This window comes from Amycolatopsis sp. Hca4 (assembly GCF_013364075.1).
In the GTDB taxonomy this organism is placed as follows: Bacteria; Actinomycetota; Actinomycetes; order Mycobacteriales; family Pseudonocardiaceae; genus Amycolatopsis.
The window spans coordinates 9,601,446-9,619,579 of the sequence record NZ_CP054925.1 but is presented as its reverse complement, the minus strand read 5'-3'; the positions used below and the strand labels follow the sequence as shown (position 1 = coordinate 9,619,579).

At 70.8% G+C, this 18,134-nt stretch carries 18 protein-coding genes; 7 read left to right on the top strand and 11 right to left on the bottom strand.

The genetic code is table 11. The features are described from left to right. Nucleotides 1–106: 106 nt before the first annotated feature. Complete coding sequence (locus tag HUT10_RS43720; protein ID WP_254897279.1) at nucleotides 107–1,309, bottom strand: ROK family transcriptional regulator; 1,203 nt, start codon at nucleotides 1,307–1,309, stop codon at nucleotides 107–109. 172 nt (nucleotides 1,310–1,481) lie between these two features. Here HUT10_RS43720 and HUT10_RS43715 point away from each other — a divergent pair, with 172 nt between their 5' ends. Then, nucleotides 1,482–1,676, top strand: coding sequence for a hypothetical protein (locus HUT10_RS43715; RefSeq protein WP_176176582.1), 195 nt, complete (start codon nucleotides 1,482–1,484; stop codon nucleotides 1,674–1,676). 24 nt (nucleotides 1,677–1,700) lie between these two features. Here the strand turns inward: HUT10_RS43715 and HUT10_RS43710 are convergent, their stop codons facing one another. After that, nucleotides 1,701–2,882, bottom strand: a complete 1,182-nt coding sequence (locus tag HUT10_RS43710) for an FAD-dependent monooxygenase (RefSeq protein ID WP_176176581.1) — start codon at nucleotides 2,880–2,882, stop codon at nucleotides 1,701–1,703. A gap of 109 nt (nucleotides 2,883–2,991) precedes the next feature. Between HUT10_RS43710 and HUT10_RS43705 the strand changes: the two genes are divergently transcribed. Next, entirely contained in the window at nucleotides 2,992–3,483 is a 492-nt protein-coding gene (locus tag HUT10_RS43705; RefSeq protein ID WP_176176580.1) for a MarR family winged helix-turn-helix transcriptional regulator, read from the top strand. On the opposite strand, the gene HUT10_RS43700 is transcribed toward HUT10_RS43705, so the two are convergent. Together HUT10_RS43700 and HUT10_RS43695 are read right to left on the bottom strand one after the other, a co-directional pair. After that, nucleotides 3,484–4,344: an expansin EXLX1 family cellulose-binding protein gene (locus HUT10_RS43700; RefSeq protein ID WP_176176579.1), complete on the bottom strand. Its 861-nt coding sequence runs from the start codon at nucleotides 4,342–4,344 to the stop codon at nucleotides 3,484–3,486. It lies immediately after the preceding gene. A gap of 109 nt (nucleotides 4,345–4,453) precedes the next feature. Beyond that, complete coding sequence (locus HUT10_RS43695; protein ID WP_176176578.1) at nucleotides 4,454–5,911, bottom strand: RICIN domain-containing protein; 1,458 nt, start codon at nucleotides 5,909–5,911, stop codon at nucleotides 4,454–4,456. A gap of 455 nt (nucleotides 5,912–6,366) precedes the next feature. Here HUT10_RS43695 and HUT10_RS43690 point away from each other — a divergent pair, with 455 nt between their 5' ends. From HUT10_RS43690 to HUT10_RS43670, 5 genes are read left to right on the top strand one after another with little or no spacing between them, the layout of a single operon-like run. Then, nucleotides 6,367–7,719 carry a sensor histidine kinase KdpD gene (locus HUT10_RS43690; protein ID WP_176176577.1) on the top strand — a complete coding sequence of 451 codons (1,353 nt, stop codon included), beginning with the start codon at nucleotides 6,367–6,369 and terminating at the stop codon, nucleotides 7,717–7,719. Next, nucleotides 7,716–8,129, top strand: coding sequence for a roadblock/LC7 domain-containing protein (locus HUT10_RS43685; protein WP_176176576.1), 414 nt, complete (start codon nucleotides 7,716–7,718; stop codon nucleotides 8,127–8,129). The genes HUT10_RS43690 and HUT10_RS43685 overlap by 4 nt, the downstream gene beginning before the upstream one ends. Nucleotide 8,130: 1 nt before the next feature. After that, nucleotides 8,131–8,490 (top strand): DUF742 domain-containing protein, encoded by a 360-nt coding sequence (locus HUT10_RS43680; RefSeq protein ID WP_176176575.1) that lies wholly within the window; start codon nucleotides 8,131–8,133, stop codon nucleotides 8,488–8,490. A 52-nt stretch (nucleotides 8,491–8,542) separates the two neighbouring features. Beyond that, entirely contained in the window at nucleotides 8,543–9,076 is a 534-nt protein-coding gene (locus HUT10_RS43675; RefSeq protein WP_217709805.1) for an ATP/GTP-binding protein, read from the top strand. Beyond that, nucleotides 9,073–10,281 carry a cytochrome P450 gene (locus HUT10_RS43670; RefSeq protein ID WP_176176573.1) on the top strand — a complete coding sequence of 403 codons (1,209 nt, stop codon included), beginning with the start codon at nucleotides 9,073–9,075 and terminating at the stop codon, nucleotides 10,279–10,281. Before HUT10_RS43675 ends, HUT10_RS43670 begins: the two co-directional genes overlap by 4 nt. A 36-nt stretch (nucleotides 10,282–10,317) precedes the next feature. On the opposite strand, the gene HUT10_RS43665 is transcribed toward HUT10_RS43670, so the two are convergent. The 7 genes from HUT10_RS43665 to HUT10_RS43635 form a co-directional block, all read right to left on the bottom strand. Then, the gene (locus HUT10_RS43665; protein WP_176176572.1) at nucleotides 10,318–11,970 is read right to left on the bottom strand and encodes a hypothetical protein; all 1,653 of its coding nucleotides are present in this window, start codon (nucleotides 11,968–11,970) and stop codon (nucleotides 10,318–10,320) included. A 62-nt stretch (nucleotides 11,971–12,032) separates the two neighbouring features. Then, nucleotides 12,033–13,478, bottom strand: a complete 1,446-nt coding sequence (locus HUT10_RS43660; protein WP_176176571.1) for a hypothetical protein — start codon at nucleotides 13,476–13,478, stop codon at nucleotides 12,033–12,035. Continuing rightward, the gene (locus HUT10_RS43655) at nucleotides 13,475–14,443 is read right to left on the bottom strand and encodes a hypothetical protein (protein WP_176176570.1); all 969 of its coding nucleotides are present in this window, start codon (nucleotides 14,441–14,443) and stop codon (nucleotides 13,475–13,477) included. Before HUT10_RS43655 ends, HUT10_RS43660 begins: the two co-directional genes overlap by 4 nt. Beyond that, entirely contained in the window at nucleotides 14,440–15,336 is an 897-nt protein-coding gene (locus HUT10_RS43650; protein ID WP_176176569.1) for a MoxR family ATPase, read from the bottom strand. Before HUT10_RS43650 ends, HUT10_RS43655 begins: the two co-directional genes overlap by 4 nt. Beyond that, nucleotides 15,333–16,211 (bottom strand): hypothetical protein, encoded by an 879-nt coding sequence (locus tag HUT10_RS43645; protein ID WP_176176568.1) that lies wholly within the window; start codon nucleotides 16,209–16,211, stop codon nucleotides 15,333–15,335. The genes HUT10_RS43650 and HUT10_RS43645 overlap by 4 nt, the downstream gene beginning before the upstream one ends. Beyond that, nucleotides 16,201–16,635, bottom strand: coding sequence for a toll/interleukin-1 receptor domain-containing protein (locus HUT10_RS43640; protein WP_176176567.1), 435 nt, complete (start codon nucleotides 16,633–16,635; stop codon nucleotides 16,201–16,203). Before HUT10_RS43640 ends, HUT10_RS43645 begins: the two co-directional genes overlap by 11 nt. After that, the gene (locus HUT10_RS43635) at nucleotides 16,632–18,071 is read right to left on the bottom strand and encodes a hypothetical protein (RefSeq protein WP_176176566.1); all 1,440 of its coding nucleotides are present in this window, start codon (nucleotides 18,069–18,071) and stop codon (nucleotides 16,632–16,634) included. Before HUT10_RS43635 ends, HUT10_RS43640 begins: the two co-directional genes overlap by 4 nt. Nucleotides 18,072–18,134: the final 63 nt, after the last annotated feature.

Sequence of the window (18,134 nt, the reverse complement as noted above, 5' to 3'; positions counted from 1 at the left end):
ATAGACGTGCGAAACTAGACAGACTTTCGCTCTCAACGTACGAAAGTCTGTCTAGTTTTGACGTTACACAGTGGACGCGTTCAGCAACGCTCTGTCAGCGAAGGGCTCAGCTGCTGAGCGTGAAGGCCCGGTCCGTGGCCGACCACGCGGCCCCGATGACACCCGCCGTCTCGCCCAGCTCGGACAGCACGATCGGGAGGTTCCCGGTGGCCAGCGGCAGCGAGCGCCGGTACACCGCGCTGCGCACCTCGGCCAGCAGCTGGTGCCCGAGCTGGGCCACCCCGCCGCCGATCACCACCATGCCCGGGTTGATGAAGCAGACCAGCGAGGCGATGACCTGGCCGAGCCGCCGTCCGCCGTCGCGGATGAGGTTGACCGCACCGGAGTCGCCCGCCGCGGCGGCCCGGCCGACGTCACGGGCGGTGACCGCGCCGCGTTCGGCGGCCGCCTCGGCCAGGAACGCCGAGCGTCCGCTGCGGGCCAGCGCCAGCCCGTCGCGGGCCAGCGCGGCCCCGCCGAAGTAGGCCTCCAGGCAGCCGACCTCGCCGCACGCGCAGGTCGGGCCGAAGTCGTCGAGCCGGATGTGCCCGATGTCGCCCGCCGTGCCGGCGACCCCGCGGTAGACCTTGCCGCCGAGCACGATCCCGCAGCCGATCCCGGTGCCGATCTTGACGAACATCAGGTCGTCGGTCGAGCGCGCGACCCCGGCGTGCCGCTCGCCGAGGGCCATCGCGTTGACGTCGTTGTCCACCGCGACCGGGCAGCCCCACAGCCCGCCGAGGTGGTCGCGCACGTTGAACCGGTCCCAGCCGGGCATGATCGGCGGCGCGACCGCCATCCCTTCGGCGAAGCTGACCGGCCCGGGCAGCCCGATGCCGGCGGCGATGAGCCGGCCGGGTGCCTCTTCCCGGACCTTCGCCGCAAGCTCGGCGACCCGCCGCAGCACCGGGTGCGGCCCCTGCCGGACGTCGCAGTCTTCGACCGCGTGGGCCAGCACTTCGCAGGACGCGTCGGTGACCGCGACGCCGACCGAGGTCGCGCCGACGTCCACCGCGAGCACCCGCAGTTCCCCGGCGAGCCGGACCAGGGTCGACCGCCGTCCGCCCCGGCTGGCCGACGGCCCCGCGGCCTCGACGAGCCCGACCTCGGCGAGCCGGGCCACCTCGGCGCCCACCCGGGCGCGCGGCAGCTCCAGCCGCTCCCCCAGCTCGACCCGCGACATCGGGCCGTCGTCCCGGAGCAGGGTCAGCAACCGGGTCTGGTGCCGGGTTTCGACCATCGACTGCTCCGGGGTGGATACCGTGCTCATTCGCCTCAGCGTACTGGTGCTTTCCGGGCCGTCCGGCCACCCGGCCGCGGGCGTCGGGGTCCGGTGTGGGTGACACCCGGACCGGTGCGATCGGCCGCCGGACCGTTCGGCCGCCCCGAATCCGGGGCAGCCTCCGGCCATCGGAAACCGGCTCCACGACAGGAGGATCACCATGCGACGGATCACGGCCGCGCTCGGTGCGCTGGCAATGACGACCGGAGTCCTGCTCGGCACGGCGGCCACCGCCTCGGCCCAGACGGAAAGCATTCCGGCGGAGAGGTGCATCGGCAGCTCGCTCGCGATGTTCGCCACGACCGCGTTGTGCGTGGTCCCGCGGACTTACCCGATCCTGCTCATCCCGGCCTGACCCGGCCCCTGCCGGAGTTCCCGATCAGCGCACTGCGACCGGGAACTCCGGCAGGACGAGCGCCGAGTGCTCCGGCTTCGGCTCGCGCGGGACTTCGGTGAACTGCCGCAGTGCCGCGTTGCGTTGCTCGAGCGCTTCGGCGGTCGTCGGGAACAGCGTGGCCTGCCCCTCGGTCACCAGCGCCTGGTTGGCCTCGGCGAACCCGCGGAACCTTTCCTCGTAAGCCGCGAAAGCCGCCGTGTGGTCCGGGTTCGTGGCCAGTGCGTGGCCGAGCACGTACGCACCCACCAGCGCCAGGCTCGTGCCCTGGCCGGTCAGGAACGATGGCGCGTGCGCCGCGTCGCCGATGAGCGCCACCCGGCCGGATGACCAGGACGGCATGCGGATCTGGCTGATCACGTCGAAGAACAGGTCGTCGGCCGCGCGCATCGCCGCGACCAGGCGCGGGATTTCCCAGCCGTCGCCTTCGAAGGTGCGGGCGATCAACTCGCGCTGGGCTTCCGGGTTGCGGAACGCCTCGAACGGCGGCTCCGGCCGGGCGGACACCAGGAAGCCGTGGACCTTTTCGCTGTCGAGAACCGCATACAGCGCCGCCCCCTTGCCCGGCTTGCTCCACGAGACCCCCTCGCGGTACAGCCCGAAGTCGTTGGGCATGGTGAACCCCGCGAAGCAGTAACCGAGGTAGTGGTGGAACGGTGCCTCCTCACCGAAGACGAGTTCGCGGGTCCGGGAGTGCAGGCCGTCGGCGCCGATCACCAGGTCGTAGCGGTCCCGGTGGCCGCTGCGGAAGGTGACGTCGACCCCTTCGGCGGCATCGGTGAGGGTTTCCACCGTGTCGTCGAACCGGACCTCGACGTCGTCGCGGACCAGGTCGTACAGCGTCCGGATCAGGTCGCCGCGGCGGATCTCGAGGTCTTCGCCGCCGATGCCGCCGACGACCGCTTCCGGGGCCAGTGCCACGATTTCGCCGCCGTCGCCGTCGAGGAACGTCAGCCGCCGCGTCGAGATGTGCAGGTCCTGCAGGGCAGGCAGGATCCCCATCCGCTCGACGGCGGTCAGTGCGGTGCCGCGGATGTCGATGGGGTAGCCGCCGACCCGGAGCGCGGGTGCCTTCTCGACGAGGGTGACCGCGAACCCGGCCCGCCGCAGCCAGAACGCCAACGCCGGCCCGGCGATGCTGGCGCCGGAAATCAAGACTCGCTTCATGACGACTCCTATAGCTAAGTTAGGTATCCGATTGCCAGGTGCGACAATGCGCTCGGCCAACCCCCGACCGGGCCAACTATATACCTAAGTTAGCTATCTAAGAGGTGTGATGGGCGACACAGACGCCGCCGACGGGACCGACCTGCGTGCCGTGCTGCCGCGGCTCCTGCAGCTGGGCACCCTGATGAACCGCAGCGGCCTCGTCGAGCGGGCGATGAAGCGGATCGGAGCCGACCTCGACCGGCCCGGGCTGTCGATCATCCTGTCGCTGCACATGACCGGCAAGCCGATGCGCGTCGGGGAGATCGCGGACCGGATGCAGGTCGCGGGCCCGCACGTCACGCGCCACCTGCACGTGCTCGAACGGCGGCGGCTCGTGTCCGGCCTCCCCGATCCCGACGACCGGCGCGCCCGGCTGGTCGCGCTGACCCCCGACGGCACCGAGATCGCCGACCGGTACGTCACCACCCTGCTCGGCTGGTTCGGGGACGCGCTGGGCGGCTGGTCGCCGTCGGACCGCCGGACGTTCTACGACCTGCTGCTGCGGTTCACCGACGACCTCGCGGCCTTCCTCTCGGCGATCGGCGAGGAGGACGAGTGATCAGTGCCGGGCGAACTGCACCGGCACCGGCTGCCTGACACCCGGCTCGACCGGCAGCGGGTCGACGACCAGGCGTTCGCCGTAGACGTCGGTGATCGCGACGGCTTCGCCGCACCCGGCACCGTTTTCCGACAGGAAGTAGTTGTAGTCCGTGCGCGGCAACCGTTTCCAGCTGCCGCCCGCGCGGACCTCCAAGCGGGCCACCGGGTTGCGGTGGCCGATCACCTGGATCCCGCACCAGTACTGCGATGAGCCGTCCTTGTGGCGCAGTGCCATCGGCGGCACCGACGGCGGGCTCACCAGCTTCCAGGTGACCGGGATTTCGCCCCGGTCGCGCGCCCCGAGCCGGTCGAACGCCCGGGGGTCCAGATCCAGCTGCCCCACCCGGCACGGCGCCGGGCACAGGTTGGTGATCCGCACCGTCACGCTCGCACCGCCGGCTGCCTGGACCTGGACGTAGGCGCCGCACGCCTGCGAGCCCTCGAAGTCGGCCTCGTTCATCGCCGCGGTCAACGGATCCGGGCTCGCGTCGTACCCGCACGCGCCACTGCCGTCGGAGTCGTAGAAGGTGGCCACGCCGGAATGGGCAACGCCCGGCTTGATCCGGCCGGCGAGCGGCGCGGCCGCCGGGGGCGCGGCACGGGAGGACGCAGCAGTAGTCGGCGAAGGCGAAGGTGTGGGCGACGGCGTGCGCACCGGCGGCGGGGTGGTCACGGACGTCCCGATCGCGGGAGCGGCCTCCGCCCTGGCCGCCGCCTCGGCCGGGGGCGTGCCGTCACCGCGGGTCGCGACCACGACGACGACGGCCGCCACGACCGCGACCAGCGCCAGGACCGGCACGACCACCGCGCGTGCGCGCACCGCACCTCCCGGACCCTCGACGAGTGGTCCACAGTAGACAGCGCGCCACCGCGGGTCAACAACGGTGCAGCCGGTGATGTGAGCGTGAACAATCAGTCACCGGGGCACCTCAGGAGATCGCCCACACCTGGTTCGCCGCACCGGTTCCGCCTGCCTGCACCACCGGCGCCCCGTTCGCCGATCCGGACACCCCGACGGTGAGACCGCTGGTGACGTTCACCAGCACGTACTGGTTGCCGGTGAGGCTGCCCACCAGGTCCGCCGCCCACTGCTGACCGGCCCCGCCGGTGCAGGTCCACTGCTGCAGCTGGACCCCGCTCGCGGCGGACCCGTCCGGCACGTCGAGGCACAGGCCGCTGTTGACGTTGACCACCGTGAAGACGTTGTCGGCCTGCCTCGTCAGGCGCCACTGCTGGTTGGCCCCGCCGTGCGCGGGCCACTGGATGACCTTGCCGCCCGCCGCGGTGGAGGCGCCGGACGCGTCGAGCACCTGGGAACTCCCGGAGTTCTTCAGCACGTGCGTGGTTTCGCTCGGCAGCCCCGAGTTCGCCGACCACGTCCCCGCGTCGGCGTCGAGGTTCCAGCTCGGGTACTGGCCGAGGTTGACCGTCGTGCCGCGGATGGTCAGCGGCAGCCAGATCAGCGGCGAGGTACCCATGGCGTTGCCCGTCCAGCGATCGCCGGCGTAGACGTAGGTGGTCGCCGAAGCGCCCCGGACGGTGATGATGTTCGCGGTCTGGCTGTTGTAGGTGTTGGTGCCCGGCGCCGCGAAGTTCCGGAACGGCGACCAGGGGCCGGCGAGCGACGTCGCGGTCGCGTACACGTTGTCGTTGGTGGCCCAGCCGGTCAGGTGGGACGCCAGCAGGTAGTACGTCGCGCCGACCTTGACCACGGCCGGGGACTCGTAGTTCGGCAGCGTCGCCACCGCGCTCGCCACCGACGTGTAGTCGGCGGACAGCCGGTAGATGCGCAGGCTCCGGCCGGCGTTTTCGCTGAGCAGGTAGGCGGTCCCGTCGGTGTCCTGGAACAGCCCGATGTCACGGCTCTGGTTGCCCAGCGGCTGGAAACTCCCCCGGTAGCTGTACGGGCCGCACGGCGTCGCGCTGGTCGCCACCCCGACCCGCTGGTCGGAGTAGCCGGTGTTGTCGATGTGCAGGTACATCACGTACGTCCGGGTGGTGGCGTTGTAGAGGACCTTGGGCCGTTCGACGATGCGGTTGGGGCCGAGGTCGCCACTCCCCTGCTTCGCCAGGGCGATGCCCTGGTGGGTCCAGTTCGCCAGGTCGGTCGAGGTGTAGCAGGGGATGTCCTGGAACGCGGTGTTCGCGGTGGTCTGGCCGGTTTTGTCCTCGCCGAAGCCGTAGTAGGTGGCGCCCACCTGGACGATGCCGAGGCCGTGCAGCTGCAGCGGACGGCCCGCGGTGTCGGTCCGCGTGGCGCCGAGGGTGAACGTGTTCGCCGCCGCGTTCGCCCGGTGCGCGGGCACCAGAACGCCGGCCAGAACGGCGAGCAGGACGGCGAGCAGAGCGAACGGCCGGTTCCGGACCTGGTGCGGCGAGCTGGACATCGGTGTCCTCTCGGGTGGGGAGCGGGAGGCGTCCCTCGGCGTCGAATCGGTTCGCCTCATCGGGTCGTCACGATAGCACCGACACGGCCGGAATCTACCTGGTAAGTCGTTGCATGACAGCATTATCTGAAACTTACACGGCCGCGACGACGGCCGTCGAACCGGTTCGCAAAGGCGTCGCCACAGTGTGGCAAACGGCCGATTCTTCGACATTTTTCGATAACCCCGGCGGAACTGTGGGGAATTGACCGGAAACCGCGCCGGGCGGCGAAGATGTGCCGACGAAGATTGACTCTTACGAACGGGAAAGATCGGCGCTAGGGTCGTCGTCGCCACGGCGACGCCCGACGCGCCGCCTCTTTCCGTGCACCCGTGCGAACTTCCGCGCTCCCGTCCGTGTCCGCTCAGTCCTGGCTGCCCCCATCCCGTCTCCCACCGCCCCGAGGACCCGATCGATGTCAGTGCATTCACCCGTCCACCCGCAGGCGGAGCGCCCACCGGTGGGCCGGGCCCTGTCCGTTCTCGCGGCCGCCGCCGTCGTCACCGGCGGGGTGTGGTGGTGGACGACGGCCGGCGCGTCCCGAGCGGACCGGGTGTTCACGGCCTGGTACGGCGGGGTGGCGGCGGTCGTGGTGTGCGCGGCGGTCACGCTCGCGGCGTACTGCGCGCTCGCGGCGCGCCACCACCGGGACCGGATCGCCGCGCTGGACGCGGAAATCGTGCGGCTGGCCGACGAAACGCTGCCGGCCGTGGTCCGGCGGGTGCGCGACGGGGCGTCGGCGGACACCGCGCTCACCGAGGTGCCGGATCCGGCAGGCGGTCCCGCGCGGCGGCTGCTGGAGACCACGGCGCAGGAGATCGCGCGCGGCGAACGGATGCGCACGGCCACGATGGCCGCCTGCGCCAACGCCGCCGGCCGCGTCCAGGCGCTGGCCACCAGCATGCTGGCCGACCTGCGCGAGATGGAAGGCAAGTACGACGAGAACGTCCTCGGCGACCTGCTCGAACTCGACCACAGCACCGCGCAGGCGGGCCGGCTGGCGGACAGCATCGCGGTCCTGACCGGCGCGCGCTCCGGCCGTCGCTGGACCAAGCCGATCGTGATGGAGAGCATCCTGCGCGGCGCGATGGGGCGGATCAGCGCCTACCAGCGGGTGCGGACGCATTCGACGAGCACCGCCGCGGTGGCGGGCTACGCCGCCGAAGGGGTCATGCACGCGCTGGCCGAACTGATGGACAACGCCACCAGCTTCTCCCCGCCCTCGGAGGACGTGCACGTGTACGTCGAAGAGGTGCACGCCGGGGTCGTGGTGACGATCGAGGACAGCGGCCTCGTCATGGGCCCCGCGGCGCTGGAGCGGGCCGTGCGGGCGGTTTCGGCCGAGCCGCTGGACCTGACCACGCTGTCCGGGACCCGGCTGGGCCTGGCGGTGGTGGGGTGCCTCGCGCGCAAGCACGGCCTGACCGTGCACTTCCGGCCGTCCGCGCGGGGCGGCACCGGCGTGGTGGTCATGATCCCCCGGCAGCTGATCACCCAGCCCGAACCGGCCGCGCCGCCGGTCACGCCGAGCCCGGCCGGAGCCGCCGCACCCCCGGCCCCCGCACCGGCGCCCGCCGCCCCGGTGTCCACAGTGGAGGACGGGCTGCCGCAGCGCCGTCGCGGCCAGACGCTGGCGGCCGCGCCCCGGAAGGCGCCGCCACCGGCGAACCCCGCGCCGGCGCGGGCCGACGCCGGTGCGCGGTTCAGCGCGTTCCACGCGGCCGGCCGGGGAACCCGCCCTTCTGCTCCCTCGGAGGACAGCCGATGAACACCACGGACCACGATCTCGACTGGCTGCTGGAGAACCTGGTGGGCCGGACGCCGGGCACCCGGCACGCCCTCGTGCTGTCCAAGGACGGCCTCAAGCTCTGCCACACCCGCGGGCTGACGATCGACCAGGCCGACCAGCTGGCCGCCATCGCCTCGGGGATCCAGAGCCTGGCGTACGGCACGTCCATCGAGTTCGGCGACGGCACCGGCGGGGTGCGCCAGTCCATGACGGAGTTCCACGGCGGGGTGCTGTTCATCGTGGAAGCCGGCGAAGGCGCCCACCTCGCGGTGATCGCCGTCGACGACGCGGACGTGGGCCTGATCGGCCACAACATGAACGAGCTCGTCGAGCAGCTCGGCGCGTACCTGACCGCGCCGCCGCGCCCGCAGCCCACCGCGGCCGGGTGACATGGTCCGGGAGAACCTGCACCGGGAGGACCCGGACCGGTTGTACACCGTCACCGGCGGGCGCAGCCGCGCCGACGAGAAGGCGCTGGACCTGGTGACGCTGATCGTCAGCGAAAGCGATCCGGTGCCGGGCATGCAGTCCGAGCACGTCCGGATCCTGCGGCTGTGCCGCCACCCGACGGCGATGGTGGAGGTCGCGTCGGAGCTGGGTCTTCCGGTGAGCGTCGTGAAGATCCTGCTGTGCGACCTGCTCGACACCGGCCGGGTCACCGCCCGCCACCCGTCGTCGGCGCCCGCCGACACCGATCTGCCCGATCTCGAAACCCTGAAGCAGGTACTCGTTGGACTGCAGAAGCTCTGACCAGGACGTCCGCACCCCGCTGCCGAGCACCGCCCGCGAGGGCCTGAAGATCGTGATCGTCGGCGGGTTCGGGGTGGGCAAGACGACCATGGTCCGCTCGGTCAGCGAAATCCGGCCGCTGAGCACCGAGGAAACCATGACGCAGGTGGGCGTCGGCATCGACGAGGGCGCCTCGCCGGGCAAGACGACCACCACGGTCGCGTTCGACTTCGGGCGGATCAGCCTGAACGAGCAGATGGTGCTGTACCTGTTCGGCGCGCCGGGCCAGGAGCGGTTCTGGTTCCTCTGGGACCGCCTGTTCGCCGGGACGCTGGGCGCCGTCGTGCTGGTGGACACCCGCCGGCTGGCCGACTCCTGGTACTCCATCGACCGCCTCGAGCACCACGGGACGCCGTTCGTGGTCGCCCGCAACAACTTCGGCGAGCCCGAGCACAGCCTGGACCGGATCCGCAAGGCGCTCGACCTGTCCGCCGACGTGCCGCTGATCGACTGCGACGCCCGGCGGCGCGATTCCAGCAAGACCGTGCTGCTCTCCCTCGTCCACCACCTCTTCGCCCTGTCCGCCGCCCGGGAGACCACGTCATGACCACCTCTCAGCCCGCCGTCGCGATCCCGTTGTCCGGGCCGGGGTTCCAGCAGAGCTCCGCGGAGCTCTACGCGGAGATGCGGCGCTCGCACGGGCCGGTGGCCCCGGTCCTGCTCGACGGGGACGTGCCGGCGTGGCTGGTCATCGGCTACCGCGAGCTGCAGTACGTCGTGACCAACCCGGAGACCTTCGGCCGGGATTCGCGGCGCTGGAACGCCTGGGACCGCGTCCCGCCCGACTGGCCGCTGCTGCCGCTGCTCGCCCACCAGCCGACGATGATGTTCGCCGAGGGGGCCGAGCACCGGCGGCGGTCCGAGGCCCTCGACGAGGCACTGGGCGCGGTCGACCAGTTCGACCTGGGCGCGCGGGCCCAGCAGGTGGCCGACCGGCTCATCGACGCCTTCGCCGGCAGCGGCGAGGCCGACCTGATCACCCAGTACGCCGACGGCGTTCCGCTGCCGGTGGTCACCCGGATGATCGGCGTGCCGGAGGCTGAGACCGCGGACTTGGTCCACGACGTCTACCAGACGCACGCGGCGGGCGAGGGCGCGAACGAGGCGTACGGGCGGGTCCGCGACAAGGTGGGGAACCTGGTCGCTGCCCGCCGGCGCGACCCCGGGCCGGACGTCACCTCACGCCTGCTGGCGCACCCGGCCGGGCTCGCGGACGAGGAGATCACCGAGGACCTGCTCCACCTGATGAACGCGGGCCAGCTCCCGACGGCCTACTGGATCGGCAACACCCTGCGCCTGATGCTCACCGACGACCGGTTCGCGATGACCCTGTCGGGCGGCCGCCGCAGCGTCGGCCAGGCGCTGAACGAGGTGCTGTGGGAGGACACGCCGACGCAGAACTTCCCGGGCCGGTTCGCCGCCCACGACCTCCAGCTCGGCGGCAGCCGGATCCGCAAGGGCGACCTGCTGATCCTGGGCCTGGCGGCGGCCAACCAGGACCCGCTGGTCCGCCCGGTCCCCCAGGCATCGACGGGCAACCAGGCGTACCTGTCGTTCAGCCACGGGGAACACCGCTGCCCGTACGCGGCCCAGGAGATCGCGAAGGTGATCGCCGAGGCGGCGATCGAGGTCCTGCTGGACCGGCTGCCGGACGTGTCGCTGTCGGTGCCGGCGGAGGAACTGGCCTGGCGGCCGTCGCCGCTGTTCCGCGGCCTGGCGGCGCTGCCGGTGCGGTTCACGCCGACCGCCTGATCGCCGCCGGACGGTCCGAGTTCGACGGCGACCCGCTCACCAGGTCACACCGAGTACCCGTGCCCGTTCCCGTTGCTGGTCGGTCGCGTCGGCCGTGCCTTCGGTCAACGTCCGGAACACCGCGACCGCCGCCTCGGCCGCGGTCATGCAGTCCGCTTCCGGCGCGCCGCTGGCCTTGAGCAGTTCGGCGTGCCACAGCCTTGCTTCGGCGAGTGCCGGCCGGAACCGGCTCGGTGATGCCTGGGCCACCTGGTCGAACAGCTCCACCGCGCCTTGCGCGTCCACCAGCGCTCGGTCGAAGTCGGCCATGTCCGCGAAGCGGGCCGAACGGCATTTCCGGGCCGTGGCCAGCAGGTGCCGGTAGGCCCACGGATTGGCGGTGCCCAGGTCATCGCATAGACCGACCGCTTCTTCGGCCACACCCAGCGCCTCCTCCGGCGCCCCGGACTTGCCTAGCACATCGCTCAGGATAGTCAGCGCTGCGGCGAGATCGGCACGATAAGACAGATCGCCGCTCACGAGCATCCTGAGGTAGTCGACGGCTTTGCGTGCCGTCCCCGGGGCCGGGCCACCGCGCACGCCTGTCTCGGCCAGCTTCCGCGCGGCCAGGTTGGCCAGTGCGGCGCCCTGGTTCACGCCGACCTCGCGAACCCGGGACGACCACCGCTCGGCCTCCTCGGCCAGCTCGAGCGCCTGCCGCGCCGCACCTCGCTCCCCCTGGATCCGACTCGCGGTGATCAGTGCACGGCAGAACCCGGCGACGTGCTGCGCCGGATCGGCGGCGTGCAGCGTCCGGAACTCGGTCACGGCCTGCAACACCGCCTCAGCGGCCGCGCTCAGGTAACCGGCCCGGTAGGCGGCCGCGCCGAGCCGCAGCCGGCGTTCCGGCCCCGGCGGCACAGCCACGTCCCGCTCGAGCAGCTGCTCCAGCCGGTACACCGATTGATCGAGACTGACGTCCCGGGTCGAATCGGGCGGCAGAGCCTGCCGGATGCGTTCAAGCAGGTCCCGGCGAACCCGCCCGGTCTCGGCCAATTCGACCACCGCGGCGAGTCCGGGCCCACCGTGCCGACAGGCAAAACCGGGTTCCTCGGCGAGCAACGGATGCAGGCATTCCCGGTAGAAGCCGAACGACGCCTGGGCGAGCCGCGCGAGCACGAGGAGCCCGTTGGTCAGGGCTTGCTCACGCGGCTCGTCCGCCCGATCGCCGACTTCGCCGAAGCTCCGGACCAGGCGGCGGGCCCACTCCGCGTCCACCCCGCCGACGGTCCTCCGGCCGCTGGTCAAGGTGTGCAGCACCTGAGCATCGGCCAGCGGCTCGGGGCCCGGCCGGGACAGGAAGCCGGGCTCGCTCGGATAGCAGCCGAGGTACCGCTCCGAAAGATCGACCCAGTCGGCGCGGGTGCCGATGAGTCCTTGGTCGAGGGCGAACGACTGGGCTGCTTCGTGTTTGCAGGGACCGATCAGCGCGGTTAGGAGACAGAGCCGGGACAGCACGGTGTCCCGGCCGGCGCCCGCGCGGTACTCCGCTTCCCGGTCGAGCAGCGTGACCATCGCTTCGTCCGGTTCGGGCAGCGTCCTCCGCGCCGGTTCCAGGGCGAGTGCCACCGCGACCGCCGGGATCTCCTCGGCAGCCAGTCGCTCGATTCCCGGCGGTACCCGGGGTGCGGCCGTTCCCTCGGGCTGCACCGCTTCGAGGCAACGGCTCAGTGCCTCGGCCGGCGGTAAGGCCGTGATGATCTCCGGCGGGACTACATAGCGATCCGCGTGGATGTCCTCCTGCCTCCACTGGGCGCGGCATTCCCGCCACCAAGTGTCTTCCCGGCGAGCGAGCAGCAGGACGCGGAGTTTCGGGAACCCGGAGTTCCGGAGGCTGACCACGAGCAGGGCCAGGTGGTGCGGGTGCCAGTACTCCGCCCGGTCGACGACGACGAGCGCACCGCGTCCGGTCCGGCCGGGCACCTCGTCCCGAGGGTCAGCGCGGTGCCCGGGTCCTGCCGGGCGCGCAGGACGGTCCACCCGTCGCGCTCGCACGTCTCGGCGAAATCGTCGGCGAGCTGGACGCGCGTCACCTCGTCCGCACCGGCCAGGAGAAGGACGGCGGCCGGGCCGGCATCGAGCCGCCGCGTCACCGCCGAGACGATCTCGGGGTACGACGTCACCGCCCGCAACGCCTCGGCCAGCATCACGGCCGGCTGCCGGGAAGCCGTCGCCCGGCGACCGTCGTAGGTGACCTGCTGCAACCAGCACTCGGCCTGCCGCTCGGCGACGGGGACGAGGGTGAGGATCTTCGCGGCTCCGACCGTGCGGGCCTTCTCCTGTGGCACGAGGAAACACGTGCCCTCGGCGGTCATGACCCGCACCACGGTGCCGCGCCGCGGCCGGACCCGTTTGCCGCCACCCACGTCGTACCAGCGGTCCTGCCCGTCGTTCGTGGTGACGCGCAGCAGCAACGGTGAAACACCCCGCACCTTGATCCGCAGCCCGGCCTCGGCGGGCGCCTCGCCGAGGACGAGCTCGTCACCGTCCCAGCGAACGCCGATCTTGCGTTCCGGGAAGCGCGAAGCGACCGGCCCGAGCACCTTCTCGACCCGGCCGGTCGCCGCGAGGTCGATCCCATCGGGCTCGTCAATGGCCTCACGCCGGCGGATCGCCTTCGCCGCCAAGGTCAGGTGCCAGGATTCGTCCGTGCACAGCAGGTTTTCCGGAAGCCTCCGTCGTGCTTCCACGACCCAATCAGCCAAGCGGTCGTTCCCCGCGTCCATCGACGCCAGCGGCCGGTAGAGCAACTGCGCCGCCTTGGCGAGGTCGCCCAGAAGTGCCTCCCAGGTGGCATCCTCTTCCACGCGGAATACCGGCGGCAGCGAGGGATGCCGCGCGACGACGATCTCGCGCAGCCGCCGCAAAGGCGCGTCCGGTGGCGCCGCGCGCCAGTCTTCGATCAGCCGATCACGCAATCTCGGCAGCAGTCCTTCGTCCAGCATCACCAGATCCGGCTGACGACGGCCGACCCACTCGCTGAACCAGAAGTCGGCTTCCGCCCCGGCGTCCAGCCGCGGCAGCACGTGCAGCCGCACGGCACGGACCAGTTCCGGCTCGATCCGTGTCACCACGCTCAGTGCCACCGCCAGCGCCACGTCCCCCGGCAGCTGCCGCTCGGACAGCAGGCGCTCGAGTCGTTCCGCTGTCTTCCTCATCGGCGCTCCGCGGCGAGGGCCGCCCGCACCGTGGACGCAGTGGTCGTCCGGTCCCACACGACGACCGGGACTAGCCGGCTGAGCCACCCCGGGATCCGGGCGGCCGGGAAAGGCACCAGGGCGACGGCCGTCAGGTCCCGCTCGCGCCACCGGCTCACCAGGTCCTGCCACACCGAGCGGTCGCATTCGGCGAACGCAAGGATGTCGAAGCACGAGACCACGAGAATCCGCGACCCCGGGGGGCAACGGTCGGCGGCGGTGGGTTCCGGAGTCCCGGCGAAGTACCGGACTGTCGTGGCCGACCGGCCGGTGAGCGCCCGCACGGAAGCCACCAGTGCGGCCCGGTCACGCCGGAACGGTGCCATCTGCCATCCCTCGTCCACGAGGATCCGCACGCCGAAGCGGAGGGTCGGCACCGGCAGCCGCGGCAGGACCTGCACGGGCCGGCCGGCGCTCACTATGTCCACCAGAGCCGGCATGTCGACCTCGCCCGCTCGTTCCGGCCGGCTCAGTGCGGTCTGCAGGATCCCCCGTTCGACCCGGCGGGCGAACAACGGCTCGTGCACCGGCGCCGGGCGCAGTGCCGGGCTGCCGGTGTCCAGCAGTGCGGCATCCTTCCACGGCGGCTCCACGCCGGGCTGGGCGTACTCATAGGCCCAGTCGAGCTGGACCGGCCGTTCGGCCGTACCGGGCTCCAGGGCCGGCCGGGACGCTTCGCCCGATGAGGCTGGCGAAGGGAGTCCGTCCGTCACCTCCTCGCTCGAGGAGTCACCGGGCGGCGGCTCTTCGTCGGCCCGGGCCACCGGTACCACCGGAGCCGCGAGCCGCAGATCCTGCGTTTCCGCCTCGTCCTCCACGAACCCGAGCAACTTCGACACCACCGCCGGATCGACACCCTCCGGACCGAGTGCGTGCATGGCCCGGAGGTAATCCCCGGCCCAGACCGCCCCACGCTCGGTCGTCACCGGCCCACCGCCGTGCGGTCCGGCTCTTCCGGGTCCTTGTTGAAGATCATCTTGGCCAGCAGGTTGCGGTTCAGGGCCACGTCCCCGGACTGGACACAGGCCCGGACGGCGTCAAGGAACTCCGCGGTGCTCGGCGCCCGCCTGCTCTTCTGCCCGGCGATCTCGATCGCGCTCCGCAGTCGCCGGAGCAGGTCCTCGATCAGGTCCGGCGGCGGGGCCGTGGTGCCGAAGTGCCGTTTGACGATATCCCGCAGCTCCTCGTCGGTGTGCCCGGGCAGGCGGAGCACCACGCATCGGCGTTCGAACGCCGGCGGCAGGTCCCGTTCCCGGTTGGAGGTGACGACGACCAGACACCGCGCCTCCGGTTTCCGGGCACGCTCCTGGACCTTGTGGCCGCCGTCGATGTCCGGCACGGTGAAGCGCCGGTCCGCCAACGGGGTGAGCAAGCCGTTGGGCATGTCCGGGTCGGCTTTGTCGATCTCGTCGATGAGCAGCACAGCAGGTGCATCGGGGACGCCGGAGTTCCACTCCGAGAACGGTTCCTGCGCGCTCAGCTTCCCGGCCGAATCCCGGTCGAACGCCCACCAGAGCATACCCGGGACCACGTAGTCCGAGTTCTTGCCGACTCCCTCGTGCTGGGCGTCGCCGAGCCTGCGGACGCTGTCGAACGACCACAAGAGGTCAGCTGCCTGAGTGCGCGCCGTCGTCACGAGCTCGTAGTAGCGGCACCTCCCGGTCGCGGCGATGTAGCGGGCCAGGCTCGACTTGCCGGAACCCGGCTCGCCGTAGAGCAGCAGTGGCCGCTCGGCCGCGCGCGCGATCTTGACCGCCAGCAGGAGCTCTTCGGACGGCCGATAGTGCCGGCCCGCTCTCTCCAGTGGGCCCTCGGTCATCGCCTTCCCCATTTCTTGTCCCGGTCCGCCTCGATCATCGTCAAGGTGACTTCCGCTTGTCTCTGACATGCCTCATCCTGCGGCGTAGCCGCCAGGAACCGAGGCCCCAGCCGTTCCTTGAGGTATTCCTCCGACGGCTGCGATTCCGGTGATTCTTCGTGCTCGATGACCAGGATCACGCGCACCTTCGCGCAGTAGGCTTGAACGGCCTCAACCGTTTCCAGGGCTCCGTTGACGCTCCGGACGATCACCGCGACGAACTGTGGCCGCTGGAAGGTGCAGTCCCTACCGCGAGCGTGCCGACACCCGGGCGCAGTCTTGTCACGCGCGGCAAAGAACCGTTCGACCTCGAAGTCAATCGGTTCGCCCTGGGAAAGCGGGACGAATTCGGTCAGGTGATAACGGGTCTCGTCGCTGTAGTAGGCCCGGCGGACCTGGTGCCGGGCAACTTCGCAACGCTCGAAGCCGTACTCGATGTTCTTTATCACCGGAACCCGGGCGGGCTCGCACTCGACGACCTTCGCCTCGTCGACCGTCAACCAGCTCGGCGCGATGAGGCTGGTGATCTGATCGTGTCGGCTACGCGACACGGTGAGCTTGCCCATGAGCTCCGAAACGCACTCCTGCAGCCGTGCGTCGATCACGCACTTCGCCAGCAGGACCGGAGCGCCGAAGCGACCTCGCGGCACGGTCATGAGCTCGTCGAAGAACGTGTTCGCGAGCGAATCCGCTTGTTCGTCGGTCAACCCGAACAGTTCTGCGAGTCGGCGGAGCATCCCGAGCTCGCCGGGCTTCTCCGTGTGCACCGATGCCAGGTGTTCCCGGACCTTGCCGAGCGCATCGTCCACCGCCCGATCCATTTCTTCACTGATCATTTATCTCGGAATTCTGGTACTCCAGTAGGAACTTGAACTTGGCGAGGCCGCGCCTCTTCTTGATTTGCTCCCTGGTGATTCCGATCAGGAGGACGAATATCGGTATCTGCCGAAAGTGCATCCGGTCGGACTCCCGGAGCACCCAGTCCGAACGTGCTGCCGCTTCGCTCAGCAGCACGATCCCGTAGTGCGCCCGTCGCAGCTCGTCGTCGAGCTCACGGCTCCACTTGCCCGCGAGCCGGAGTGACCGGTCGACGAATACGTCGTAACCGGGACCCAGACCGTCGGCGAGTCTGTCCAGGATCTTCGCCACGACCTCAGCAGCCTCGCCTCCGGCGCTGTAACTGACGAAGACTTTCCACTTCTCATCGAGCAGTCGTCCACGTGCATCGTTTCCGGGCTTTTCAACCGAGGGGGCCGTCATCGGATCAGCCCACCCCATCCGAGCAGCAGGATCATTCCGGTGAGGAGGATCAGCAGCACGAGCACGCCCTTGAGCGCCCACACGATCGCCGGCACATTCTCCAGGTCGGCTCGGACCCTGCCGAGCAGTGTCCGGGTCCGCACGTCCCGGACCCGTCGAGCGTTCCAGACCTCCCGGGAGTCGTTCCCGTAGTGGCGGCGGGACCACTTGCGCAGCTCACGCTCCACTTGATCCTGCATCCCACGGTCGCCCGGCTCGCCGAGCAAAAGGGTGGCAACTCCCTTCAGATAGTCGATCTGGCGGCCGTGTCGCTCTTTGCGGAGCAGATCGGCGAGCTTGCCCTTCCGCCACTGATCCCAGAGCATCATCCGGTCGCTGGCCGACAGGACCGGGATCGGCTTCTCCGACAAAATCGGATCGAGCTCGGCCAGACTGCCGGCCTGGGCGATGCGCCACCACAGCGGATCGGCAGGGGTCGCCGCCGACCAAGACGTCGCGGCCGGCATCTCGACGGAACTCGTGGCGTTCTCCGGCATGGGCTCGCTCCCTGCGCTGAAAGCCGGTGCCGCGGCCGGTTGCCACGCGGAGACCGGGGTCTGTTCAGCGGGCTGGAACTCCGGCTCCGGTAGCGGGGTCTCGGCTACCACCGGGGGCAGTTCGCCCGCCGCTGTCTCATCCGCCTCCTGGGGCCACGGCACCTGATCACCGTTCTTCTGCTCGGCGACCGCGTGCGGCGGTTCGAACCAGGTACGCCCGATGCCTCGGCGCTCGGCATACCGGCGCAGCCGCTCCGCGAAGCTTTCGGCCGAGCCCGCGTGTTTGCCGAATTCCACGCCCCACGCCGCCCAGTCGCGGTTGCGGACCTCGCCCCTCTTCGACCAGATGTCGCAGAAACGGCCGTACATCCAGTCCGCGACGCGCAGATCGTCGTCGGTGACCCCGGGCACCGTTCTGGCCAGATCGGTGTACCGGCGGTCACCCGCTTCGGGCGGCATGCTGGTGGGGAGCTCTCCCATGAACGCGAACCGGGGCAGCGACCCGGGCGCGGTGCCGCCGGCGAAGGTCGTGAAGGTCCACGGCTCGGTGCGGCCGACGATCCGGCAGATTTCCTGGACGGCGAAGAGCGTAGCCGGCACCAGAGCAGGCTCGATGCCCGTCAGCCCGAACCTCCCGTCGGGGTCGTGGAACACCAGGGCGAGCAGATTCCGCACCGGATCCGCGGGTACGTACTTAAACCGTTCCAACAGATCCGCGCGGTGGGCGAGGACCTCGTCGGCGAAGTCCGCTTCGTCCTCGGCGTCGGCCGGCTCGGCCGCTTCGGCCGGATCACGCCAACCGGGCCAGGCGGTCAGCGTGACGGCGATCGGGGTCAGGACGTCGATCGGGCCGACGACCGCGTGGCAGAAGTTCCGGCCCGCACCCGCGTCGTCGGCCACCCGGCGGAGTACGGCGGCCTGCCCGTCGCCGTCCGCGAGGTGGGCGAAGGTGAACGCCTCTCG